The sequence below is a fragment of the Sphingobacterium sp. UBA3549 genome, from assembly GCF_002376635.1.
Taxonomy (GTDB): Bacteria; Bacteroidota; Bacteroidia; order Sphingobacteriales; family Sphingobacteriaceae; genus Sphingobacterium.
Genome location: NZ_DFOE01000007.1, coordinates 19,114 through 37,438, shown reverse-complemented (window position 1 = coordinate 37,438; position 18,325 = coordinate 19,114). Strand labels below are relative to the sequence as shown.

14 protein-coding genes, 1 pseudogene and 1 other annotated feature are annotated in these 18,325 nt (G+C 38.4%); of the genes and pseudogenes, 9 read left to right on the top strand and 6 right to left on the bottom strand.

Translation table 11 applies throughout. The annotated features are described in order from the left end of the window. Positions 1–22: 22 nt before the first annotated feature. The 4 genes from B2W36_RS04305 to B2W36_RS04290 all read right to left on the bottom strand — a co-directional run bounded on the left by B2W36_RS04305 (position 23) and on the right by B2W36_RS04290 (position 7,569). The gene (locus B2W36_RS04305; RefSeq protein WP_293886529.1) at positions 23–1,459 is read right to left on the bottom strand and encodes an alpha-L-fucosidase; all 1,437 of its coding nucleotides are present in this window, start codon (positions 1,457–1,459) and stop codon (positions 23–25) included. 72 nt (positions 1,460–1,531) lie between these two features. After that, positions 1,532–3,118 carry a SusD/RagB family nutrient-binding outer membrane lipoprotein gene (locus B2W36_RS04300; RefSeq protein WP_293879549.1) on the bottom strand — a complete coding sequence of 529 codons (1,587 nt, stop codon included), beginning with the start codon at positions 3,116–3,118 and terminating at the stop codon, positions 1,532–1,534. Positions 3,119–3,129: 11 nt separating this feature from the next. Further along, a complete protein-coding gene (locus tag B2W36_RS04295) occupies positions 3,130–6,378 on the bottom strand; it encodes a SusC/RagA family TonB-linked outer membrane protein (protein WP_293886528.1) in 3,249 nt (1,082 codons plus the stop codon). A gap of 3 nt (positions 6,379–6,381) precedes the next feature. Beyond that, positions 6,382–7,569 carry an ROK family protein gene (locus B2W36_RS04290; RefSeq protein WP_293879551.1) on the bottom strand — a complete coding sequence of 396 codons (1,188 nt, stop codon included), beginning with the start codon at positions 7,567–7,569 and terminating at the stop codon, positions 6,382–6,384. Between the two features lie 250 nt (positions 7,570–7,819). Here B2W36_RS04290 and B2W36_RS04285 point away from each other — a divergent pair, with 250 nt between their 5' ends. The 9 genes and pseudogenes from B2W36_RS04285 (at position 7,820) to B2W36_RS04245 (ending at position 15,450) form a co-directional block, all read left to right on the top strand. After that, positions 7,820–9,031, top strand: coding sequence for an acyltransferase family protein (locus B2W36_RS04285; RefSeq protein WP_293879552.1), 1,212 nt, complete (start codon positions 7,820–7,822; stop codon positions 9,029–9,031). A gap of 103 nt (positions 9,032–9,134) precedes the next feature. Next, positions 9,135–9,413, top strand: a complete 279-nt coding sequence (gene rpsO, locus B2W36_RS04280; protein ID WP_293879553.1) for a 30S ribosomal protein S15 — start codon at positions 9,135–9,137, stop codon at positions 9,411–9,413. Positions 9,414–9,629: 216 nt separating this feature from the next. Next, a complete protein-coding gene (locus B2W36_RS04275; RefSeq protein ID WP_293879554.1) occupies positions 9,630–9,824 on the top strand; it encodes a tyrosine-type recombinase/integrase in 195 nt (64 codons plus the stop codon). 101 nt (positions 9,825–9,925) lie between these two features. Beyond that, positions 9,926–11,155 carry an ATP-binding protein gene (locus B2W36_RS04270; RefSeq protein ID WP_293886527.1) on the top strand — a complete coding sequence of 410 codons (1,230 nt, stop codon included), beginning with the start codon at positions 9,926–9,928 and terminating at the stop codon, positions 11,153–11,155. 9 nt (positions 11,156–11,164) lie between these two features. Further along, positions 11,165–11,350 (top strand): annotated as a pseudogene (locus B2W36_RS04265) (helix-turn-helix transcriptional regulator); the annotation flags it as partial. A gap of 214 nt (positions 11,351–11,564) precedes the next feature. Further along, on the top strand, positions 11,565–11,879 hold the full coding sequence (locus B2W36_RS04260; protein ID WP_293886526.1) for a hypothetical protein: 315 nt from the start codon (positions 11,565–11,567) through the stop codon (positions 11,877–11,879). Positions 11,880–11,882: 3 nt separating this feature from the next. Continuing rightward, on the top strand, positions 11,883–12,050 hold the full coding sequence (locus B2W36_RS04255; protein WP_293886525.1) for a hypothetical protein: 168 nt from the start codon (positions 11,883–11,885) through the stop codon (positions 12,048–12,050). 184 nt (positions 12,051–12,234) lie between these two features. Then, positions 12,235–14,421, top strand: coding sequence for a polyribonucleotide nucleotidyltransferase (gene pnp, locus B2W36_RS04250; protein WP_209578667.1), 2,187 nt, complete (start codon positions 12,235–12,237; stop codon positions 14,419–14,421). Further along, positions 14,376–14,471: a sequence feature (Trp leader region), on the top strand. It overlaps the preceding gene by 46 nt. Before the next feature lie 31 nt (positions 14,472–14,502). Further along, on the top strand, positions 14,503–15,450 hold the full coding sequence (locus B2W36_RS04245; RefSeq protein ID WP_293886524.1) for a hypothetical protein: 948 nt from the start codon (positions 14,503–14,505) through the stop codon (positions 15,448–15,450). A 66-nt stretch (positions 15,451–15,516) separates the two neighbouring features. On the opposite strand, the gene B2W36_RS04240 is transcribed toward B2W36_RS04245, so the two are convergent. Beyond that, complete coding sequence (locus B2W36_RS04240) at positions 15,517–15,843, bottom strand: DUF493 domain-containing protein (RefSeq protein WP_145327846.1); 327 nt, start codon at positions 15,841–15,843, stop codon at positions 15,517–15,519. Between the two features lie 77 nt (positions 15,844–15,920). Next, positions 15,921–18,203 carry a GH92 family glycosyl hydrolase gene (locus tag B2W36_RS04235; protein WP_293886523.1) on the bottom strand — a complete coding sequence of 761 codons (2,283 nt, stop codon included), beginning with the start codon at positions 18,201–18,203 and terminating at the stop codon, positions 15,921–15,923. Positions 18,204–18,325 lie beyond the last annotated feature (122 nt).

Sequence of the window (18,325 nt, the reverse complement as noted above, 5' to 3'; positions counted from 1 at the left end):
TTTAATGCAGCGCAATTTTATTCTATTTGCTTTGCAATTGGATTGCGGTAGCATAGTTAAATCGTGTGCCGGGGCTTCTCAATGTAATTTGGTTACCACGTTGAGACCAGTCCAATTTACCTTTATGACCTAAAATAGCAATCTTTTTTACCTTAAAATTATCCGGTACTTCGAAAACGTATTCATTGGGCTGTTGGTAAGTATCACCTTCAGAAAGATGGAATACATTGACCACTTTACTGTCCTTGCTTCGGGTGTAGTAATAGTCACCTTGGTGATATGGGGCAATCGTCCGTGTTGCAAACACGGCAGTTTGATTGATTTTCATCCAGGCTGCCAGTTCGTTCAAGCGATCATAAGCCGCTTGGTCGTAGTCTCCATTAGGGCCAGGCGCTATGTTTAATAGGTAGTTTCCGCCACGGGAAATAATTTTCACCAATGTTTCTACAAGCTTCTTGGTTGGTTTGTAGTTGTCGTTGGGAACATAGCTGAACGAATCACCCATTGTAATGCAGCTTTCCCATGGAATATCCAAAGGATGTTCAGGAATCGCTTGTTCGGGGGTAACATAATTTTCCCAATTTCCGGGTACAGTACGATCTACGACAATAATTCCGGGTTGATTTTTTCTCGCCATATTACCGATGCGGTCCATGTCGATATCTTGTTCCACTTTGATTGTTCTTTGCCAATCGACAGACTGATCAATTGTTTTAAAAGGGCGTACCCAGCCTCCATCTAACCACAGGATATCAACCTTTCCATATTCTGAGGTTAATTCGTTGATCTGGTTATAGGTATAGTTTTTGAATTTTTCCCAACGATCCGGGTGTTTTTGAGGATCATAGTTTACATTACGGTCTTTTGGGGGAAAGTAACTCCACCAGTAAAAATCTGTGTGCCAATCAGGTTTTGAAAAATATGCACCGATTTTAAAACCGTCGTTGCGAAATGTATTAAAAATTTCTTTGGTCACATTTGCTTTAGGATTAGTCGAAAACGGTGTTTTAGAAGACGTGATCTTATAATCGGACTCCTTGGTGTCGAACATCGCAAACCCATCGTGATGTTTTGTGGTGAAGACCACGTATTTCATTCCGGCGCCTTTAGCAGCATCAGCCCATTTTTGTGGGTTGAAATCGGTAGGATTGAAGGTAGTCTGTAGATTGTTGTAATTTTTTACATACTCGTTATAGGTCGCTCCATGCTCTGGTTTTCGTTGTGTCCAGCCTTCGTCTTCTGGGCACAAGCTCCAGCTTTCAACAATACCCCATTGGCTATACGTTCCCCAGTGCATGAAAAGTCCAAACTTCATATCTTGCCATTGTTCGAGATTTTCAATCACTAATGGGTCTGTCGGTTTTTGGTAGCCGGCAGATACGTTATGTGCCTGGCCGAACGCTAGTGTTGCGCTTGAAGCGATAAACGCAGTGGATATAATGGTTTTTAGTTTTTGCATGTATAAATATAGTGAAAGTGATAAAAAGAAAGCCACCTTAGGTGGCTTTCTATAATTAAGCGTGAAATGGCGTTAGTTAACGTCCCAGAAAATTTTGGTATCGCGTGTATCTTTAGATCTTACAGCTTGGTAGTTTTCACTATTGTTAGTAATCTCTGATGAAGGATACGTCAATCGTACAGGAGGACGCTGAAATCCATTCAATGTAGAAACTGGAAACGCTGGCAGAGTTGGATATCCTGTTCTTCGGTATTCCGACCATGCTTGTTCGCCCTGTAACCAACCAAAATGTAACCATTTTTGTGTCCCTATAAGTTTTAATTTAGTGTTTTTATCCCCACTGAAAGCTATGTTTGATTCAGTGACAAATTTATTAATTACTTCGCTACTTGGTTTAATAGCTTTCGCATTATTTGAAGAGCTCTCATTAAGATAATAATAGAAGCCTACAGACTGCTTTACTGCTGTTTCATACGCTGTTTTTGCCGCAGCATCAGTACCCCATCTTTCTTGGGCTTCTGCTTTAATTAAGTTTGTCTCAGTGGCAGTCATCAAAACGCCAGGCAGTTTATTATTGATCCATGTAGTTGCAGAATCTATTACTGAATACTTCCTGAATTGTGCGTCTGCTTGGGCTGTAGTGAATGTAATGGGCATTGCTTGATATTCCTTATTGGGAACAAATTTTCCGTTTACTGTTTCTCCAAACTTATCGAATAGTACAGCAGTACGAGGATCATTTGCAGTTTTTAAAACGGTATTCAGCATATAATCAGGTGCATAATAACTTGGAAGTTCTATTAGTGCATCTAATAAGCTAGAGTTATACGTTTTCAAAGGCTGTAAAAGTATATCTTGTGATCCAGTGCTATAATCTCCGTTGTTGTCGCCATCAACCAATGGATACTCTGTTGGGTTGTTTAGCATGTCCATAATCTCAGTTTTAGCTTTATTTTCATCAACATTGGAAATTCTCATCAATAAGCGTAAACGTAAAGAATTCGTATATTTTCGCCATTTGGTTAAATCTCCAGAGTTTAGAATATCTGCTCTGTTAAATTCTGATGTACTTTTTGCTGTTTTCAAAAAAGTATTAATTTCTTTTAGCCCATTGATAAACAAAGTATACAATTCCTTTTGATCATCAAATTTTCCAAGCTTGATGACATCTGTTAAAGGAAGACTTCCAGCTTCAGAAAAAGGAATATCTCCGAAATTATCAACCAATTTTGAAGCTTGATCAAATAAAATGACTTTAGCAGTATTCATGTATAGATCGCGACTTGCCTTTTCTTCCGTAGATAAGTTGTTATAAGATCTTTCCATTGATCTATAAACACCAATTATGCCAGGTGAATAAAAATCTTTCCAATAGTCATTAATATAAGAATCACTTTGTTGATACATTGTATTTTCATTTGCAAAATAAGCTGTTTGTGTATATTTTGCTTGATGCATCAATATAAAAGTGCGGTAATGCCAATATTCCGATCTTAAACGAGAATTATTCAGTATTTGTGAAAAAAATGCTGGTATATTGGGTAAAGTTGTCTGTTCTGGATCCGTATAACGATCCTCTAACTCAGTTTTACAAGACTGAAAGCTTCCTAATGTTAAAAGAATACTTCCGAATAATAGTATTTTATTAATTTTTTTCATTGCTTTAAGTGTTAAAATTTAGCATTAAGAGAGAAACCAAAACTTCTTGTTGCTGCATTGGAGCCGATATCAATACCTTGGGAATACCAATAATTTCCAACAGGTGCTTCTGGATCGATATCTTTAATGGAACGATAGAAGTAGAAGAGATTTCTTCCTATCAGAGAAAAACGTAAACTATTCAATTTTAATTTTTGCGTGAATGATTCTGGGAGATTATATCCAATAACAACCTCTCTAAGCTTAATGAAATTATTGTCTAGCACAGCCGCTTTCTCATTCCAAGCATTATTTCCCCAATAAAAATTATTAATATAATATTCAGCACCAGAAAGATGAACATCATTTTTAGCGCCTGTGTTTTGATTAACGCCATCTAAAGTTATTCCTGATTCACGATATTCCAATGTGCTTTCTAGTCGACCTGCTCCGTAAGCGTATTTATGCGGCGTGGAAATCATTTGTCCTCCAAATCTGTAGTCAGCAGTAAAGTCTAAGCTAAAGTTTTTGTAGTTGAATGTATTTGATAATCCTCCGATTGCTTTCGGCATAATATTACCCGCTTTAACATAAGTTGACTTATCAATAACATAATTACCTTCATCAGAGATTAGAAATTCTCCTTTTTCATTTGTCGCGCGAGGGAACACATATATATTTCCTAAGGTCTCCCCAGGTCTTGCTTCCATCCGGATGGAACTTTGATCCGCATCATAGAAAATTAATTTTGGTACACCACTGATCAATTCATCTAGACGGGACTTGTTATTTGAGAAGTTTAGTCTTGCATTCCATTTGAAATTTTCTGTTTGAATCGGAGTGCCGTTCAATGAAACTTCCCACCCTTTATTCGAGATTTTACCCACATTAAGGAATTGTGTCGACGCTCCAGTTGAAAATGCCGTACTTAAAGGCATAATTTGATCATCGATAAAATTTGAATAATAGCTTACATCTAGACCTAATCTATTTTTTAAGAATTTCAAATCTAATCCAATTTCCTTTTCAGTTTTTTTCTCAGGTTTTAAATCTTCATTTCCATAGGAAGAATTAGTAGCTAATGATGGCACCGGACCATTAACCGTTATTAATGATGTTTGTTTAAAAGCGAGATTTGACGCATAAATTGGTGCATCATTACCAACTACCCCATAGGATGCTCTTAGTTTTCCATAGCTAAAGAATTCAGGTAATTTAAATGCATCAGAGAACACAAAACTCGTGTTTACGGAACCATAATGATATGGGTTGTTTTTTGATGGCAATGTTGACGAATACTCTTGACGAGCTGTTCCTTCCAAGAATAAATAGTTTTTATAAGAAAGGTTTAATAAACCGAAGTAGGCATATTTTATAAGTTCCTTTCTAACGTGGGTAGTTACAGCTTGGCCAAAGGTATTATTTAAGCTAAACCAATTTGCAGAAACCAAACCACCTTCTGTTCTGGACATTTGATCATCATAGTTTTCCATACGAGACTGAAAACCTCCGCTTAAACTAAAGTCAAAGTCGTCAGATAATTTGTCTGCATAAGTTAATAAGGCATCTCCATAAATAATCTTATAGATTCCTTTCGAAACCTCAAATTTACCGGTACTATTAGTTTGATTATATTGAACAGCGTACTCGTTATGTTCTTTATTTTCGATATTTAATCCAGTAAAATCTGTTCCTAATCGACCTCTAAACTTTAGTTTATCTAATATGCCCCAGTTTAACGTAGCACTTCCCAAAAAGCGATTTTCCTTCTCTTCATAACTGTTACGTTTTTGTTGCCAAAAGTAGTTTAATAGGTTAAGAGCTCTATAATTAACGGGAAATGCCCCAGGTCTATTGGATCCAAAAGGATTGTATCTGTAGCCGTCGGAGGTCTGGTAGAGTTCGTTTTTCATCTTCTCAACGTCTTCAGCACCGCTAAAAAATCCCGCATAAGAACCGAGAACATCTCCCATTAAACCGGGCCTATTTTTGGTAATCGTATTAATATAAGATGCAACTACATCCAAATCCAATCGATCAGCAAGCTTGATTGTACTATTTAAATTAAAGGTACTTTTATTCATCTTACTACCTGGTACAATTGCCTTGTAGTCCATATTGGAAGCTGATAACCTATAATTTATTTTTTCTGTTTGATTGGAAATACTTAGATTAAAATTACTATTGTGTCCAGTATCGAAAATATCACCATAATTGCCTTTATTAGCGGAGTACTTTCTTAACGAACCGTCCCACCAGCGAACATCTTTACCATCGTATTTAGGTCCAAATTGGCCCCAGGCATTGTAATTCAAGAGTCTGTCACCTGGGAAGAGTGGATTTGTCATCCAGCCTTCTTCCGTACCGCCTACTTGTAAATTAGTAGCAGCATCATATCCTGGTCCGTACTCATACTGTAATCTCGGAAGAAACGCAGCAGTTTCGATAGAACCAGTGTAATTGAAGTCGATTCCAAGGCCTTTTCCTTTTACACCTTTTTTAGTTGTGATTACAATAACACCACTTGCAGCATCAGAACCATATAACGCTGTTGCACTGGCCCCTTTTAAAATTGTCATGGACTCAATATCGTTAGGGTTCAAATCTAACATACCGTTTCCACGTATTCTATTGTCGGACCATATTGCTTGCCCCCCCGGGTCAGTGATACCACCAGTGTTGTTTAAACCTTTTGATCCTGCCTGTTGATCGTTTCTGATCATTACCCCATCAACTACATATAAAGGTTGCCTGTTGTTACTTAGGGAATTAATGCCGCGGATCTGAATGTTAACGGCACTAGATGCTCCCCCTGGAGCGGAATTAATTTGCACGCCTGGAGCTTTTCCATAAAGGGCCGAACCAATGTTTGTCGTACCTGCTTGGGTTAACTCTTTCGAGCTTATTGTTGATGAGGCGTATCCAAGAGCTTTAGCCTCTCTTTTGATTCCCATTGCTGTTACCACAACTTCGTCCAAAGCGGAAGCATCTTCAGTTAATTTAATATTAAGTGTTTTTGAAGAACCAACAGTTATTTCTTGTGATTTGTATCCAACAATAGATACCCGTAAGACTTCGCCCGGCGATGCTTGGATCGTAAATGACCCATTACTTCCGGTTTGCGTACCGCGAGTTGTTCCTTTTACAGAAACTGTTGCCCCGGATACAGGTCCCTTCGCATCTGAAACTATTCCAGAAATGCTTTGCTGCGCATAAAGCGATGTGGCACTAAAAAGTGTACATAACGCTAATCCTGCAGTTTTTTTGTAAAATAGACTCATATTCTACTGATTAATTTGTGTGTAATTAGATTTAAATATTCGGTGTATTAGGTTTTCTACAACGAGGCACATCGTACCTTTTATTTGCGCATCTTTATGAAGTTCCGAGATTGCCAAATGTGTTGTTTTGGCAATCTCAGGTATGCAAAATTCATTTAGCGCAATTTGAATATGCGGTTCTAATATATGACCAACTTCAGCGCCACGGCCGCTGATCAATATCTGTTTCGGATTTAAAATATGAATTAAGGTCGAAATACCTTTTCCAAGCATATAGCCAATTTTTCCTATATTATTTATAGCAACTTGATCACCCACTCTGATCGAATCAAACAGTGCTTCGAGTTTATTTTCGTTACTATTTATAAAAGTGCTATAAATAGAATACTGCTCATTCTCAATATCATTCTCGACATATTTTATCGCAGCATTGAGTGATGCTACAACCTCTAGGCATCCCCTTTTGCCGCAAGAGCAGAGCATTTGGTTATCTGCCAAAGGGATGTGGCTAAATTCACCCGCGTATCCAGCGGTTCCTTTAAATATAGCGTTATTGATAATTATCCCCAGTCCAACACCCCAGTTAAGGTTAATAATTAAAGAGCTGGTAATGTCTTTGGCTATTCCCAATTGTTTTTCTGCCAACGCAATACATCGAGAATCATTCTCTATTACAGTTGGTATATTAAATCTTTTCTCAATATTGTGCTTAAGATTAAATAGACCATGAGCTTTGGGGTAAGATTCATTTATGCCTAATTCGCTGTTGACAAATCCAGGTATACTGACGCCAATACCGATAAAGTTTTCAAGTGATATCGTAGATTTTTGGATTAATTCCTCTGCACGATTTAGTATGGTATCTAGCGAAGATTTTTCTTTTAATTCTACTGCTATATCTCGATATTCTGCAATAACCTTATTATGCAAATCAGAAATCGAGATTGTCGTGAAATACTGATCGCATGCTATTGAAAGAATATAGTTGTCTGAGTTTTCATTTATTGTATATTGAATCGGTCGGCGTCCACCAGTTGACTCGGCAAATCCACATTCAACTATTATATTTTGCTCAATTAAGTGATTAACAACCTTAGTTACAGAGGGAGTGCTTTTCGCTATCTTTTTAGCAAGATCAGCAATTGATAGCATCGATTCAATATAAAGGTTTATTAATATCTCGTTTTCCATTGTAAATGAATGGTTAGTAGAAGTCGGTTAAACTTTCGTTAAAGATATGTTAAAAAAAAAGTAAGTTCCAAAAACTTTTTGTTTTTTTTTAAAAAGTTTTGATTTCTTTATTTTTTACTGCGTGAAGGAGGTGTATTATTGTAACAAGCTTGTCACCGACTAGCTCCTGTTTATGCCATTAAATAGTAAATTGCGCATAAAAATGAATATCAAATACCTTATATTTACCTCTTAATTATAGTATCTAATTATGAAACAACGCTATTACTCCTTGGATGTCTTTCGTGGGGCTACTGTGGCACTGATGATTATGGTAAATAATCCGGGGACATGGCTCCATACGTTTGCGCCGCTAAAACATGCAACCTGGCATGGATGCACACCTACAGATCTGGTTTTTCCTTTTTTTCTTTTCGCAGTTGGTAATGCCATGTCTTTTGTGATACCTCGATTACAGGAAGCTGGTCCCGCCGTATTTTGGAAAAAAGTAATTAAAAGGACGATTTTGATTTTTGCCATCGGACTTTTTATCAACTGGTGGCCTTTTATCAAATGGGAGGGAGCTGAGCTGGTATTTAAACAGTGGGTAGATCCAAATGATGCAAGTCGGGGCATACGTATTCTTGGGGTATTGCAGCGTATTGCCATTGCTTATTGCTTTGCTTCTTTATTAGCCTACTATTTTAAAGAGAAAGTGATTATTTGGATCTCTGCAGCTATTTTGCTTCTATACTGGGCTGTTTGCGCATTCGCGGGGGGATCGGATCCCTATAGCTTAGCAGGCTGGTTCGGCACAAAGTATGATATTGCTATTTTAGGTTTACCGCATGTTTACAGAGGCGAGGGCGTGCCGTTTGATCCTGAGGGGCTAATGAGTACGCTGCCAGCAGTAGTTCAGGTTGTATTTGGCTATTTGGTCGGTGTATTTATTAAAAAACAAGGGCAGGTGGATTGGCTGTGGACCAGAGTTCCAGCTTCCAACGAACCGCATTTTAAATTATTGGCGGGCATGTTTGTGACTGGATTTATTTTGGTCGTGTTGGCGTGGATATGGGCATTAGGTTTTCCGATCAATAAAAAAATATGGACGAGTTCCTATGTGCTCTATACAACTGGTTTAGCAACCATGACAATAGGTGGCATGATCTGGTTTATTGAGGTGCAGGGTGTAAAAAATAAATTGACACAATTTTTTGATGTTTTTGGTAAAAATCCACTGTTCATCTTTGTGTTGAGCGGTATTCTTCCACGCTTTTTAGGACTATTTCGTATCCCTGACGGCTTAAAAGAGGACGGCTCGCAACAATACATCGAAGCTTTCGCCTGGTTCTATAAATACGTCTGTGCGAAAATACCTGGAATCCCCGAAGTTGGCTCCTTCGTTTATTCGTTGTGTTTTCTGACCTTGATGTGGGTAATCTGCTATTGGTTGGATAAGAAAAAAATCTATGTAAAGGTATAATAGCATCTGAAACTTTGCTTGTTAAATATTTTGGCAACCAAATACTTTTGCTATCTTTGCAGCCAATTAATAAAATTTTTAACGCTTTAATATTATTCAGGAAATGTATTTAAGTAAAGAGTACAAAGCTGACATCTTCGCAGAATTCGCTGGATCAGCTACAAACACAGGATCTACTGAAGGTCAAGTTGCTTTATTCACTAAGAGAATTGCTCACTTAACTGAGCACTTGAAAAAAAACAGAAAAGATTTCGGTACACAACGTTCCCTACAAATGTTAGTAGGTAAACGTCGTTCATTATTAGCTTATCTTTACAAAAAGGATATCAACCGTTACCGTGCGATCATTAAAGGTCTAGGTTTACGTGATATTATCAAATAAGCTTTTATACAAAGGTGTTAAGAAAGCCATCCAATTTTTGGATGGCTTTTTTTGTATTTATACAAAAATGAGGTACGCTTATTTTTAGCAAAATTCGGCACAGATTTCTTAGCGAAGTATTGTAATAAATGTATACATTTTATACGCGGGTTGCTTCGCTAACAATGCGATCAGCTGAGTTCAAAAGTTCGCTTAGGCGATGTACACCTAAAGAAAGTGGGCGAGCATTTAAAACTGCCGTTTAACCTGCACTTTCATCTGAGCCGACATACATTTGCTACCAATGCACTGAACAACGGTATGAGGATAGAGTATGTATGTAAGTTGCTTGACCACGCTACCGTACAGCAAACACAGGTATATCCAAAAATTGTAAAATTTACTTTTTCTATGGGTTTTAATAAATCTTAAATTCTAGTATTTCTATAAGTTGATAATTGATAAAAAGCTTTAAAATCATTAAAACTTGTAAGTAATGAAAGTTTTAATGATTTATTGGATGCCTTTGCACTATGAGAAATTACACAAACCGCAAAGAATACCTGTCTAAATTATTAGCCTATAAAGATAAAGATCTTATCAAAGTAGTTAGTGGATTACGCAGAAGCGGGAAAAGCACCTTATTTGAATTGTATCGTCAAACCTTGGTGGAAATGGGTGTACCTGCAAGTCAAATTGTATTTCTGAACTTTGAAGATTTTGAACTGCATAAATTTCTCAACGATTTAGATGGTTTGTACACACACATTATCGGAAATTTAGATTTGTCAAAACCAAGCTATGTTTTTTTGGATGAAATCCAAAACGTCAACGAGTTTGAGCGTTTGGTGGATGGATTATTTGTAAAGCCAAATATAGACGTTTACATTACAGGGTCAAATGCTTTTTTGTTGTCAGGAGAACTAGCAACTTTATTGAGTGGACGATACATAGAAATTTCTATTTTGCCCTTTTCGTTCAAAGAATATTTAATAGCAAGAGATATTGATACATCGAATAAATACCTCAACTATGAAGCTCTTTTCTTTGATTACATCAATGAAACGTTTTTGCCCAAAGGCGTTGAATTGCGTGAAGGTGGTTACGATATTATCCAAGAATATCTCGAAGCCATTTACAACACCATTGTTGAAAAGGACATTACCCAACGTCATCAGATTAACGATAAACGCGCTTTTGGTAATATTGTGAAATTCGTAGCTTCCAATATTGGAAATCCGCTTTCGCCTGGTAATATTGCTAAAACCTTAAAACAGCACGGACAAACCACCCATAACACAACCGTAGAAAGGTATCTAGCATATCTAACAGCAAGTTTTGTGTTTTATAAAGTAAACCGTTTTGATTTGAAAGGAAGGAAGCAATTAGCTACTCAGGAAAAATACTATTTGGTCGATGCAGGTTTGCTCAACGTCTTAACAGGTAAGGAGCGCACTACAGACAGAGGACACATTTTGGAAAATATTGTTTATCTGGAACTGTTACGTAGAGGCAATAAAATTTGGACAGGTACAGCCCGAAATGCAGAAGTAGATTTTGTGTGCAGAACACCCAGAGGCGATATAGCATATTATCAGGTAGCTTGGGAAATGTCCAATGAAAAGACCGTAGAACGTGAATTTGGCTCATTGGAGAAAATTAATGACAACTACCCGAAATATTTACTAACTACAGACTCATTTACACAAGACCGGAATGGAGTTAAACATCTGAATGTGTTTAACTGGTTGCTTGAATTGTAAAGACAGAATATAGACGATAAAGAATTAAAGCGAATTTCAAGGTTTACAGCAATTTTAACTCAGTTACAAACCAAGCGTTTAATAACGGCTTCCGAATTAGCAGACAGATTTTCTATAAGTAAGAGAACTATTTATAGGGACATTAAAGCATTGGAACAAGCAGGGATTCCTATATTTACTGAAGAAGGAAAAGGGATGGTCAGCTTCTCTCCCGAGGCTAAGCGTGATAGCGTAGCCATGCAAATATTAGTCGAAAAAGACAGAGAATTGAATTAAGAAATGGAGTATAGTGGGATGGGTTACGCTAACTTCGGGCTTCGGCTGGGGAGCCCTTTGATAGGGGGCAAGTTAAGACCAAGTTATTGCCAAGTTCGCCCTGTAAGCAGTTTGAGTGTACAGTGAGTCCACGTTGAGTCCACCTTTTAAGCTGCTCTCACTGTGCCTGTATGTTTTTTACAAGTCGGGAGGGGGGCGGACTTGGGGCGAATTTGTCCATAAGCAATTTACAGCAAAGTCGCTTTTTATCGATCCTGTAGTTTCCATGAACAAGAAGAAAGATCTTAAAATATCATTCCCCGAGTTTGATATCAAAAGAGCGCTGGTCCTTCCTGACAAATGCAATGCCGTGGTATTCAAATTTCATGCCTTCTCATTTGATTTTGATGAGTTTGAGCCCACAGAGATAAAAGAGGTAGAATGGGAATACGATGTTAAGTATAAATAGGATGTGATACCGGCAAAAAACTTGACCGTTAAATGTGGCGATTTTGTCGGTAGTTCAATATTTGTGGGATTTACTATGCTGTATCTGGAAAAGGGAAGCTATCGGTCAAATGTGCTCAATGAGATAGATTTTAATCCAGCTTCGATTCTAGCAGCTTTTCAGCTTGTGTAAGGTATAAGGCACATTTTTGGGAAACGAAAATTAAAATTGAATTGATATATAGTATTTGCGTATTTAGCCTGCTGTTAATTGCACTAATCTTAATATTTTAATTTACCTTTGTGCTGAAATCTAATGTATTTAAAATATTGGCATGCTGCCAACAAGACGAAAAGCATGTCGCAAACAAGATTAAATGAATTACAACGAAATTAAAACAACCATCGATATGGGTAATGGCACCCAGATCGAATTGTCTACAGGAAAATTGGCAAAGCAAGCTGATGGTGCTGTAGTATTAAAACAAGGCAATACGATGTTGCTTGCGACAGTCGTTTCTGCCAAAGAAGCTAAATCTGGTGTCGATTTTTTACCTTTATCTGTAGATTATCAAGAAAAATATGCGGCAACTGGCCGTATTCCAGGTGGTTTCTTGCGTCGCGAAGCTAGATTGTCAGACTATGAGGTGTTGATCTCACGTTTGGTAGACCGTGCATTGCGTCCTTTGTTCCCTGAAAATTATCATGCAGATACTCAAGTGGCAATTAGCTTAATTTCTGCAGATAAAGATATTATGCCTGACGCTTTAGCAGGCTTGGCTGCTTCTGCGGCAATCGCAGTATCTGATATTCCTTTTAATGGCCCTATCTCAGAAGTTCGTGTAGCAAAAATTAACGGTGAGTTGGTGATCAACCCAAAATTATCTGACCTGGAAAATGCAACATTAGAATTTATCGTTGCTGGTTCTGCGCAAGATATTGGCATGGTAGAAGGTGAAGCGAAAGAAATTTCTGAAGCTGAAATGGTAGAAGCGATTGCTTTTGCGCACGAGGCAATCAAAAAGCAAGTTGCAGCTCAGGTAGAATTGGCCAATCTGGTTGGTAAAACTGTTAAACGGGAATACAACCACGAACCAGAAAATTTAGAATTGAGAGATTCAATCTTTGCAGCTACTTACGATAAAGTGTATGCTATTGCAAAATCAGCATCTACCAAACATGACCGTTCTGAAAGTTTTGCGAAGATTGCAGAAGAATATAGAGCAACAATGCCTGAGGAATTGGATGATGATACAGCATTCTTGTTTAAGAAATATTTCCACGATGTGCAGTATGATGCTGTTCGTAATCTTGTATTGGACGAAGGAATTCGTTTAGATGGTCGTGACGTACGTACAGTTCGTCCAATCTGGTCTGAAGTAGATTACTTGCCTGCTGCGCACGGTTCCGCTGTATTCACACGTGGTGAAACACAATCATTGACTTCGGTTACTTTGGGTGCTAAAGATGATGAGCAAATGATCGATGGTGCTTTTATCAACGGTTATAATAAATTTATTCTTCACTATAACTTCCCTGCATTCTCTACAGGTGAGGTCAGACCTAACAGAGGTCCGGGTCGTCGTGAAGTTGGTCACGGTAACTTGGCTATGCGCTCATTGAAACAGGTTCTTCCGGCAGACAATGAAAATCCATATACTATCCGTGTAGTTTCTGATATCCTAGAATCCAATGGTTCGTCTTCTATGGCAACGGTATGTGCCGGTACATTAGCGCTTTTAGATGCTGGTGTGAAGTTAAAAGCTCCGGTTTCGGGTATTGCCATGGGATTAATTTCTGATGAGACAACTGGTAAATATGCGATCTTATCGGATATCTTAGGTGATGAAGATCATTTGGGAGATATGGACTTTAAAGTAACGGGAACTGAAAAGGGTATCGTTGCCTGTCAAATGGACTTAAAAATCAATGGTTTGAAATGGGAAGTCTTGACGCAAGCGTTGGATCAAGCAAAAGAAGCGCGTTTGCACATCTTAGGCGAGATGAAGAAAACCATTGATGCTCCTCGGGAAGATTACAAACCTCATGCACCACGTATCGTTCAATTGTTGATCGACAAAGAATTTATTGGCGCTGTAATCGGACCTGGTGGTAAAATTATCCAAGAAATGCAACGTGAAACTGGTGCTACGATTTCAATTGAAGAAGTTGATAACAAAGGTGTTGTTCAGGTCTTTGCTGATAATAAAGCTGCTATAGATGATGCCGTAGGCCGTATCAAAGCGATTGCTTCTAAACCTGAGATTGGAGAAACTTACGAAGGTAAGGTGAAATCCATCATGGCATTTGGTGCGTTCGTTGAAATCATGCCAGGTAAAGATGGTTTATTGCATATCTCTGAAATCGACTGGAAGCGTCTTGAAACCATGGACGGTATCTTCAAAGAAGGGGATAAAGTCACTGTAAAATTGTTGGACATTGACAAACAAGGTAAGATGAAGCTTTCACGTAAAGCATTATTACCGCGCCCGCCAAGAGAAGACAAGCCAAAACAGGATAAACCTGCTGGCGAAGCTCCTGTAGCTGGTGCTGGTCAGGAATAAACCTGTTACGCAATAGATAAGAAAAGCCCGCTTTACGCGGGCTTTTTTATGGAAAATAAAACTTAGCTGCATCTTTATCCTATGAAAAGTATACTTCGTTTGCTTCTGTTTAAATCTAGTCAGATTTTGGTGTTTGTCTTAGTACATTTGTCAGTTTATGGACAGCGGTCCTATGGGGATAAATTTCAGGAGCTGTCTGTCTCTATACAAGATTATGCACATAAAAATAATATGATTTTGCCAAGAGGACGTTATGAGTTTTATAAATTGGGCCATGCCATTTTGTGGCCTTATAATCATGATTTATTTTGGCCTCTGAATAGGTTAATTATAAAGGATAAAGCTATCCGGGATTCCATGACAGATGAGCTTTACGTTAATTTTGATCGGGAATATAACCGTGTTGTGCTGGATGTGTACGAAAGCCCTTATGCTTTTAATGAGGCAAGACCATTTGAGGCACTTTCCGTACAGGGCTCATTCAGGGGTGGAATGGGGCCGCTGTTGGAACGTTTGTCTAAGTTTTTATTGGTTCATCAAGGACGATGGGGACTTAATCTGTCTTCTTTTACCTTATATATGGATCGTGAGCTTAGCTCTGTGCCCTTAGCATACGATGGCGAGCCTGAGGTAGTGGAATTGCTCAAGCAATTTTTTGAGGAGGCCAAGATTCCCCATAAACCTGGTATTTACTATGGGAATCCAATGTATTGTTCGTATCGAATTGATTGGATGGCTAATAAAAATAAAGAGATTATGCTTGATTGCTCGGTATATAATGACTATTTTAATATACTGTTTAGTAAGACGAAATTATATGCGCTGGGCGGGAGTTGGAATAGCGTGAAAGGGCAAATGTCTTTTTTTTATGATCGGAAAAATGGCTGGAAACAGTTTGCTGCCCGACGGGACGTCAAACGCATTTTGAATTTTTTAAAGGAGGAAACTGCTGTTAATCTATTGAAGTTACACTATGGTAATAAAAGATTTAGTGGCAATTATTGGCTGGATGTAGTGGTGTTGAAATAGGGGAGAGGCTAATATCTAGATCAGAAAACAAATCAGGCTGTCGATCCGACAGCCTGATTTGTTTATTTATAACATGATCACACCTTTTATCTTGGCTACTTCTTTGTAGAAGTAGATGACCTGATCGGCATCTTTTACATTCAGATTTACTGTAATCGATGTATACTTACCCGTTTTAGAATCTTTGAAATCAAACTGGGCACCTGTGTCATCAAATACACGCTGGATTTGATTGAAGTGATCCTGATCTTTCGGTAAGATAAACTTGTACGTATAATCCTTTGGAAATGTTTCTAAATCTTCCAATCGCTCTTTGAAAGTTTCATAGAAGTCTTTTGGGTTATCACCTCCATCCGGGATATCTTGTATATTGATGTTTTTGTAATCTGCCATGTTTTGTTTCTCCTTAAATATGTTATTAAGGTGTTAACAACTATTAATCCAGTAATGTTTTACTGACAATTTTTCAGTTAATTATTGTCAGTGCTTGAAGGCCAATCGGCTTTGTTTTTACCAAAATTTTTGTTCGGTGTTGCACTCATTTCGATTTCCATCTTTCCGCCCTCCAAAAGCTGTGCATGTGTAATGAACGTTTTAGTATATGGTTTGCCATTCAATTTGATCGACTTGATGTATGGATTGGATTTACCTTGATTTTTAACATCAATTGCCATTGTTTTGCCATTCGGTAAATTAATGTTAGCATGCTGCATCATAGGGGAGCCAAAGACATAAACACCACTCATGGCATTTAGCGGATAGAAACCCATTGCTGAAAATACATACCAGGCACTCATTTGTCCGACGTCATCATTGCCACATAGACCAGCTGGAGTGTTTGTGTAAAACTCAGTCATCGCTTTACGGACTAAAGCTGCACCTTTCCAAGGTTGTCCAGCGTAAGCATATAAGTAAGGGATATGGTGATTTGGTTCGTTCCCCTGTGCATATTGGCCAATCAGTCCTGAAATATCCGGTGAGGCTTCACCTCCAAGATCGGATGACATGGTTGTAAAATAATCCAGTTTTTTCAAAAATTTATCTTCACCACCGAAAAGATTGATCAGACCTTTAACATCTTGAGGTACTAACCAGGTATATTGCCATGCATTTCCTTCGCAGTAATCATTTTCGCGGTGTTTGGCCATCAAAGGATCGAACGGCCTACGAAATTCACCATTGGCTTTTTTACCGACAAAATGACCTACTTCCTTGTCAAAATACTGCTCGTATAGTTTGTAGCGTTTTTTGAAGTAAGCGGCATCTTCGGTTTTTCCAAGTTTCTCCGCAATCTTGTAAGCACCAAAGTCTGCGATGGCATATTCAAGGGCCCAGGCAACGGATTCGTTAGGCATGCTATCAATAGGAATGTAGGTCAGTTCGCGCGCATATTTCAATCCGTGGTCATTACCCATGGCTGTTGTCTTAACTGCTTCCCAGACCAATGGATAGTCTTTCTCGTCAATGATCCCTTTTAAGAAGGCGTCGGCAATGACTGGAATCGCAGGCAATCCGACCATGGTATTGGTTTCATTGCCCTGTAAGTGCCACATCGGTAATTTACCTTGTTGCTGATAGATCGCCAACATGGTTTTGATAAAGTCCTGGTTGATTTTGCGGTCTTCCAAGATGGTCATCAGCGGGTGAAGGCCACGGTAGGTGTCCCAAAGGGAAAATACGGTATGATTGACAAAATCTTGTTTTTCATAAACCTGTTTATCGGTGCCCATATAGTCTCCATTTGCATCATTAAAAATGGTAGGTGCAAAGTAGGTATGATATAGCGCGGTGTAGAAGATGGTCTTTGTGTCTTTATCTGCTTCGAATTGGATTTTATTTAATGTTTTGTTCCAACGTTGATCTGCGTCTTGCTTTACTTTTTCAAAATTCCAGCCTGGAATCTCTGCGTTGATATTATTCAGCGCATTGGTCGAGCTAACAGGAGATATACCAACTTTGAGTTCAATGGTTTTGTTTTTAACAGCATCGAAGAATAAAGCCGCTTTGATTGCCTGCCCTTTAAATGTCGTTTGGCCTAACTTTTCTTCTTTTCCGTCGAAAAATCTTACTTTTTGTATCGGTTGGGAAGTTCTGATCGCAAAATATAACTTTTGGTCGGTGGCCCAGCCTGTTGAAAAGCGGTAACCAACGAAAGTCGAGTCGTTCACCTGTTTGAGGTAGGTGTCTGTTGGTTTATCCCAATTGATGTGGTATCCTAAATCGACCAAAATATGGGCATTCTCCGTTTTTTCGTAACGATATTGATGATAGCCCACTCGTTCCGTTGCCGTCAAATTGGCCTGCACCTGATAGTCATCCAAATAAGCACTATAGAAACCAGGTTTGGCGACTTCATTTTCCTTTTTAAAAGAAGATCCATAACCGGTACTCATTTTGTTGAATTCCGCTGGTGTTAATTGCAATTTTCCATTGGCTGGAACAATCATCAGGTCGTTGAGGTCGCCGATACCTGTTCCGCTCAGGTGGGTATGGGTAAAACCCAAAATTTCCTGGCTTTTGTAATTGTAGCCACTGCACCAATCCCATCCGTTGAACTTGTCCCAAATCTGTGGAATTTGAGTTGGGCCTAGTTGCACTGCACCTAAAGGTACATTGGCACCGACAAAGACGTGGCCATGGTCTGCAGACCCAATAAAGGGATTGACATATTGTGTGAGATTTTGCTGGGCTTGTGCGCAAAATGGCAAAATTAGTGTGCCCAACACTGTTTTGAATAGTTTATTTCCTGTCATAGGTTTTGTTCGGGTATTTGAAAACTGCTTAAAATTAGTAAATAAAACCTTTTAGCGCAATTTTATTATTATTTTTAGTAAATTGTCGTTAAATTTTTTACTTTAGTAATCTTCGAAATAAA

Excerpts from the sequence above, each read along its gene's own strand:
- B2W36_RS04305 (WP_293886529.1), bottom strand. The coding sequence starts at position 1,459 with ATGCAAAAACTAAAAACCATTATATCCACTGCGTTTATCGCTTCAAGC.
- B2W36_RS04300 (WP_293879549.1), bottom strand. The coding sequence starts at position 3,118 with ATGAAAAAAATTAATAAAATACTATTATTCGGAAGTATTCTTTTAACA.
- B2W36_RS04295 (WP_293886528.1), bottom strand. The coding sequence starts at position 6,378 with ATGAGTCTATTTTACAAAAAAACTGCAGGATTAGCGTTATGTACACTT.
- B2W36_RS04290 (WP_293879551.1), bottom strand. The coding sequence starts at position 7,569 with ATGGAAAACGAGATATTAATAAACCTTTATATTGAATCGATGCTATCA.
- B2W36_RS04285 (WP_293879552.1), top strand. The coding sequence starts at position 7,820 with ATGAAACAACGCTATTACTCCTTGGATGTCTTTCGTGGGGCTACTGTG.
- rpsO (WP_293879553.1), top strand. The coding sequence starts at position 9,135 with ATGTATTTAAGTAAAGAGTACAAAGCTGACATCTTCGCAGAATTCGCT.
- B2W36_RS04270 (WP_293886527.1), top strand. The coding sequence starts at position 9,926 with ATGAGAAATTACACAAACCGCAAAGAATACCTGTCTAAATTATTAGCC.
- pnp (WP_209578667.1), top strand. The coding sequence starts at position 12,235 with ATGAATTACAACGAAATTAAAACAACCATCGATATGGGTAATGGCACC.
- B2W36_RS04245 (WP_293886524.1), top strand. The coding sequence starts at position 14,503 with ATGAAAAGTATACTTCGTTTGCTTCTGTTTAAATCTAGTCAGATTTTG.
- B2W36_RS04240 (WP_145327846.1), bottom strand. The coding sequence starts at position 15,843 with ATGGCAGATTACAAAAACATCAATATACAAGATATCCCGGATGGAGGT.
- B2W36_RS04235 (WP_293886523.1), bottom strand. The coding sequence starts at position 18,203 with ATGACAGGAAATAAACTATTCAAAACAGTGTTGGGCACACTAATTTTG.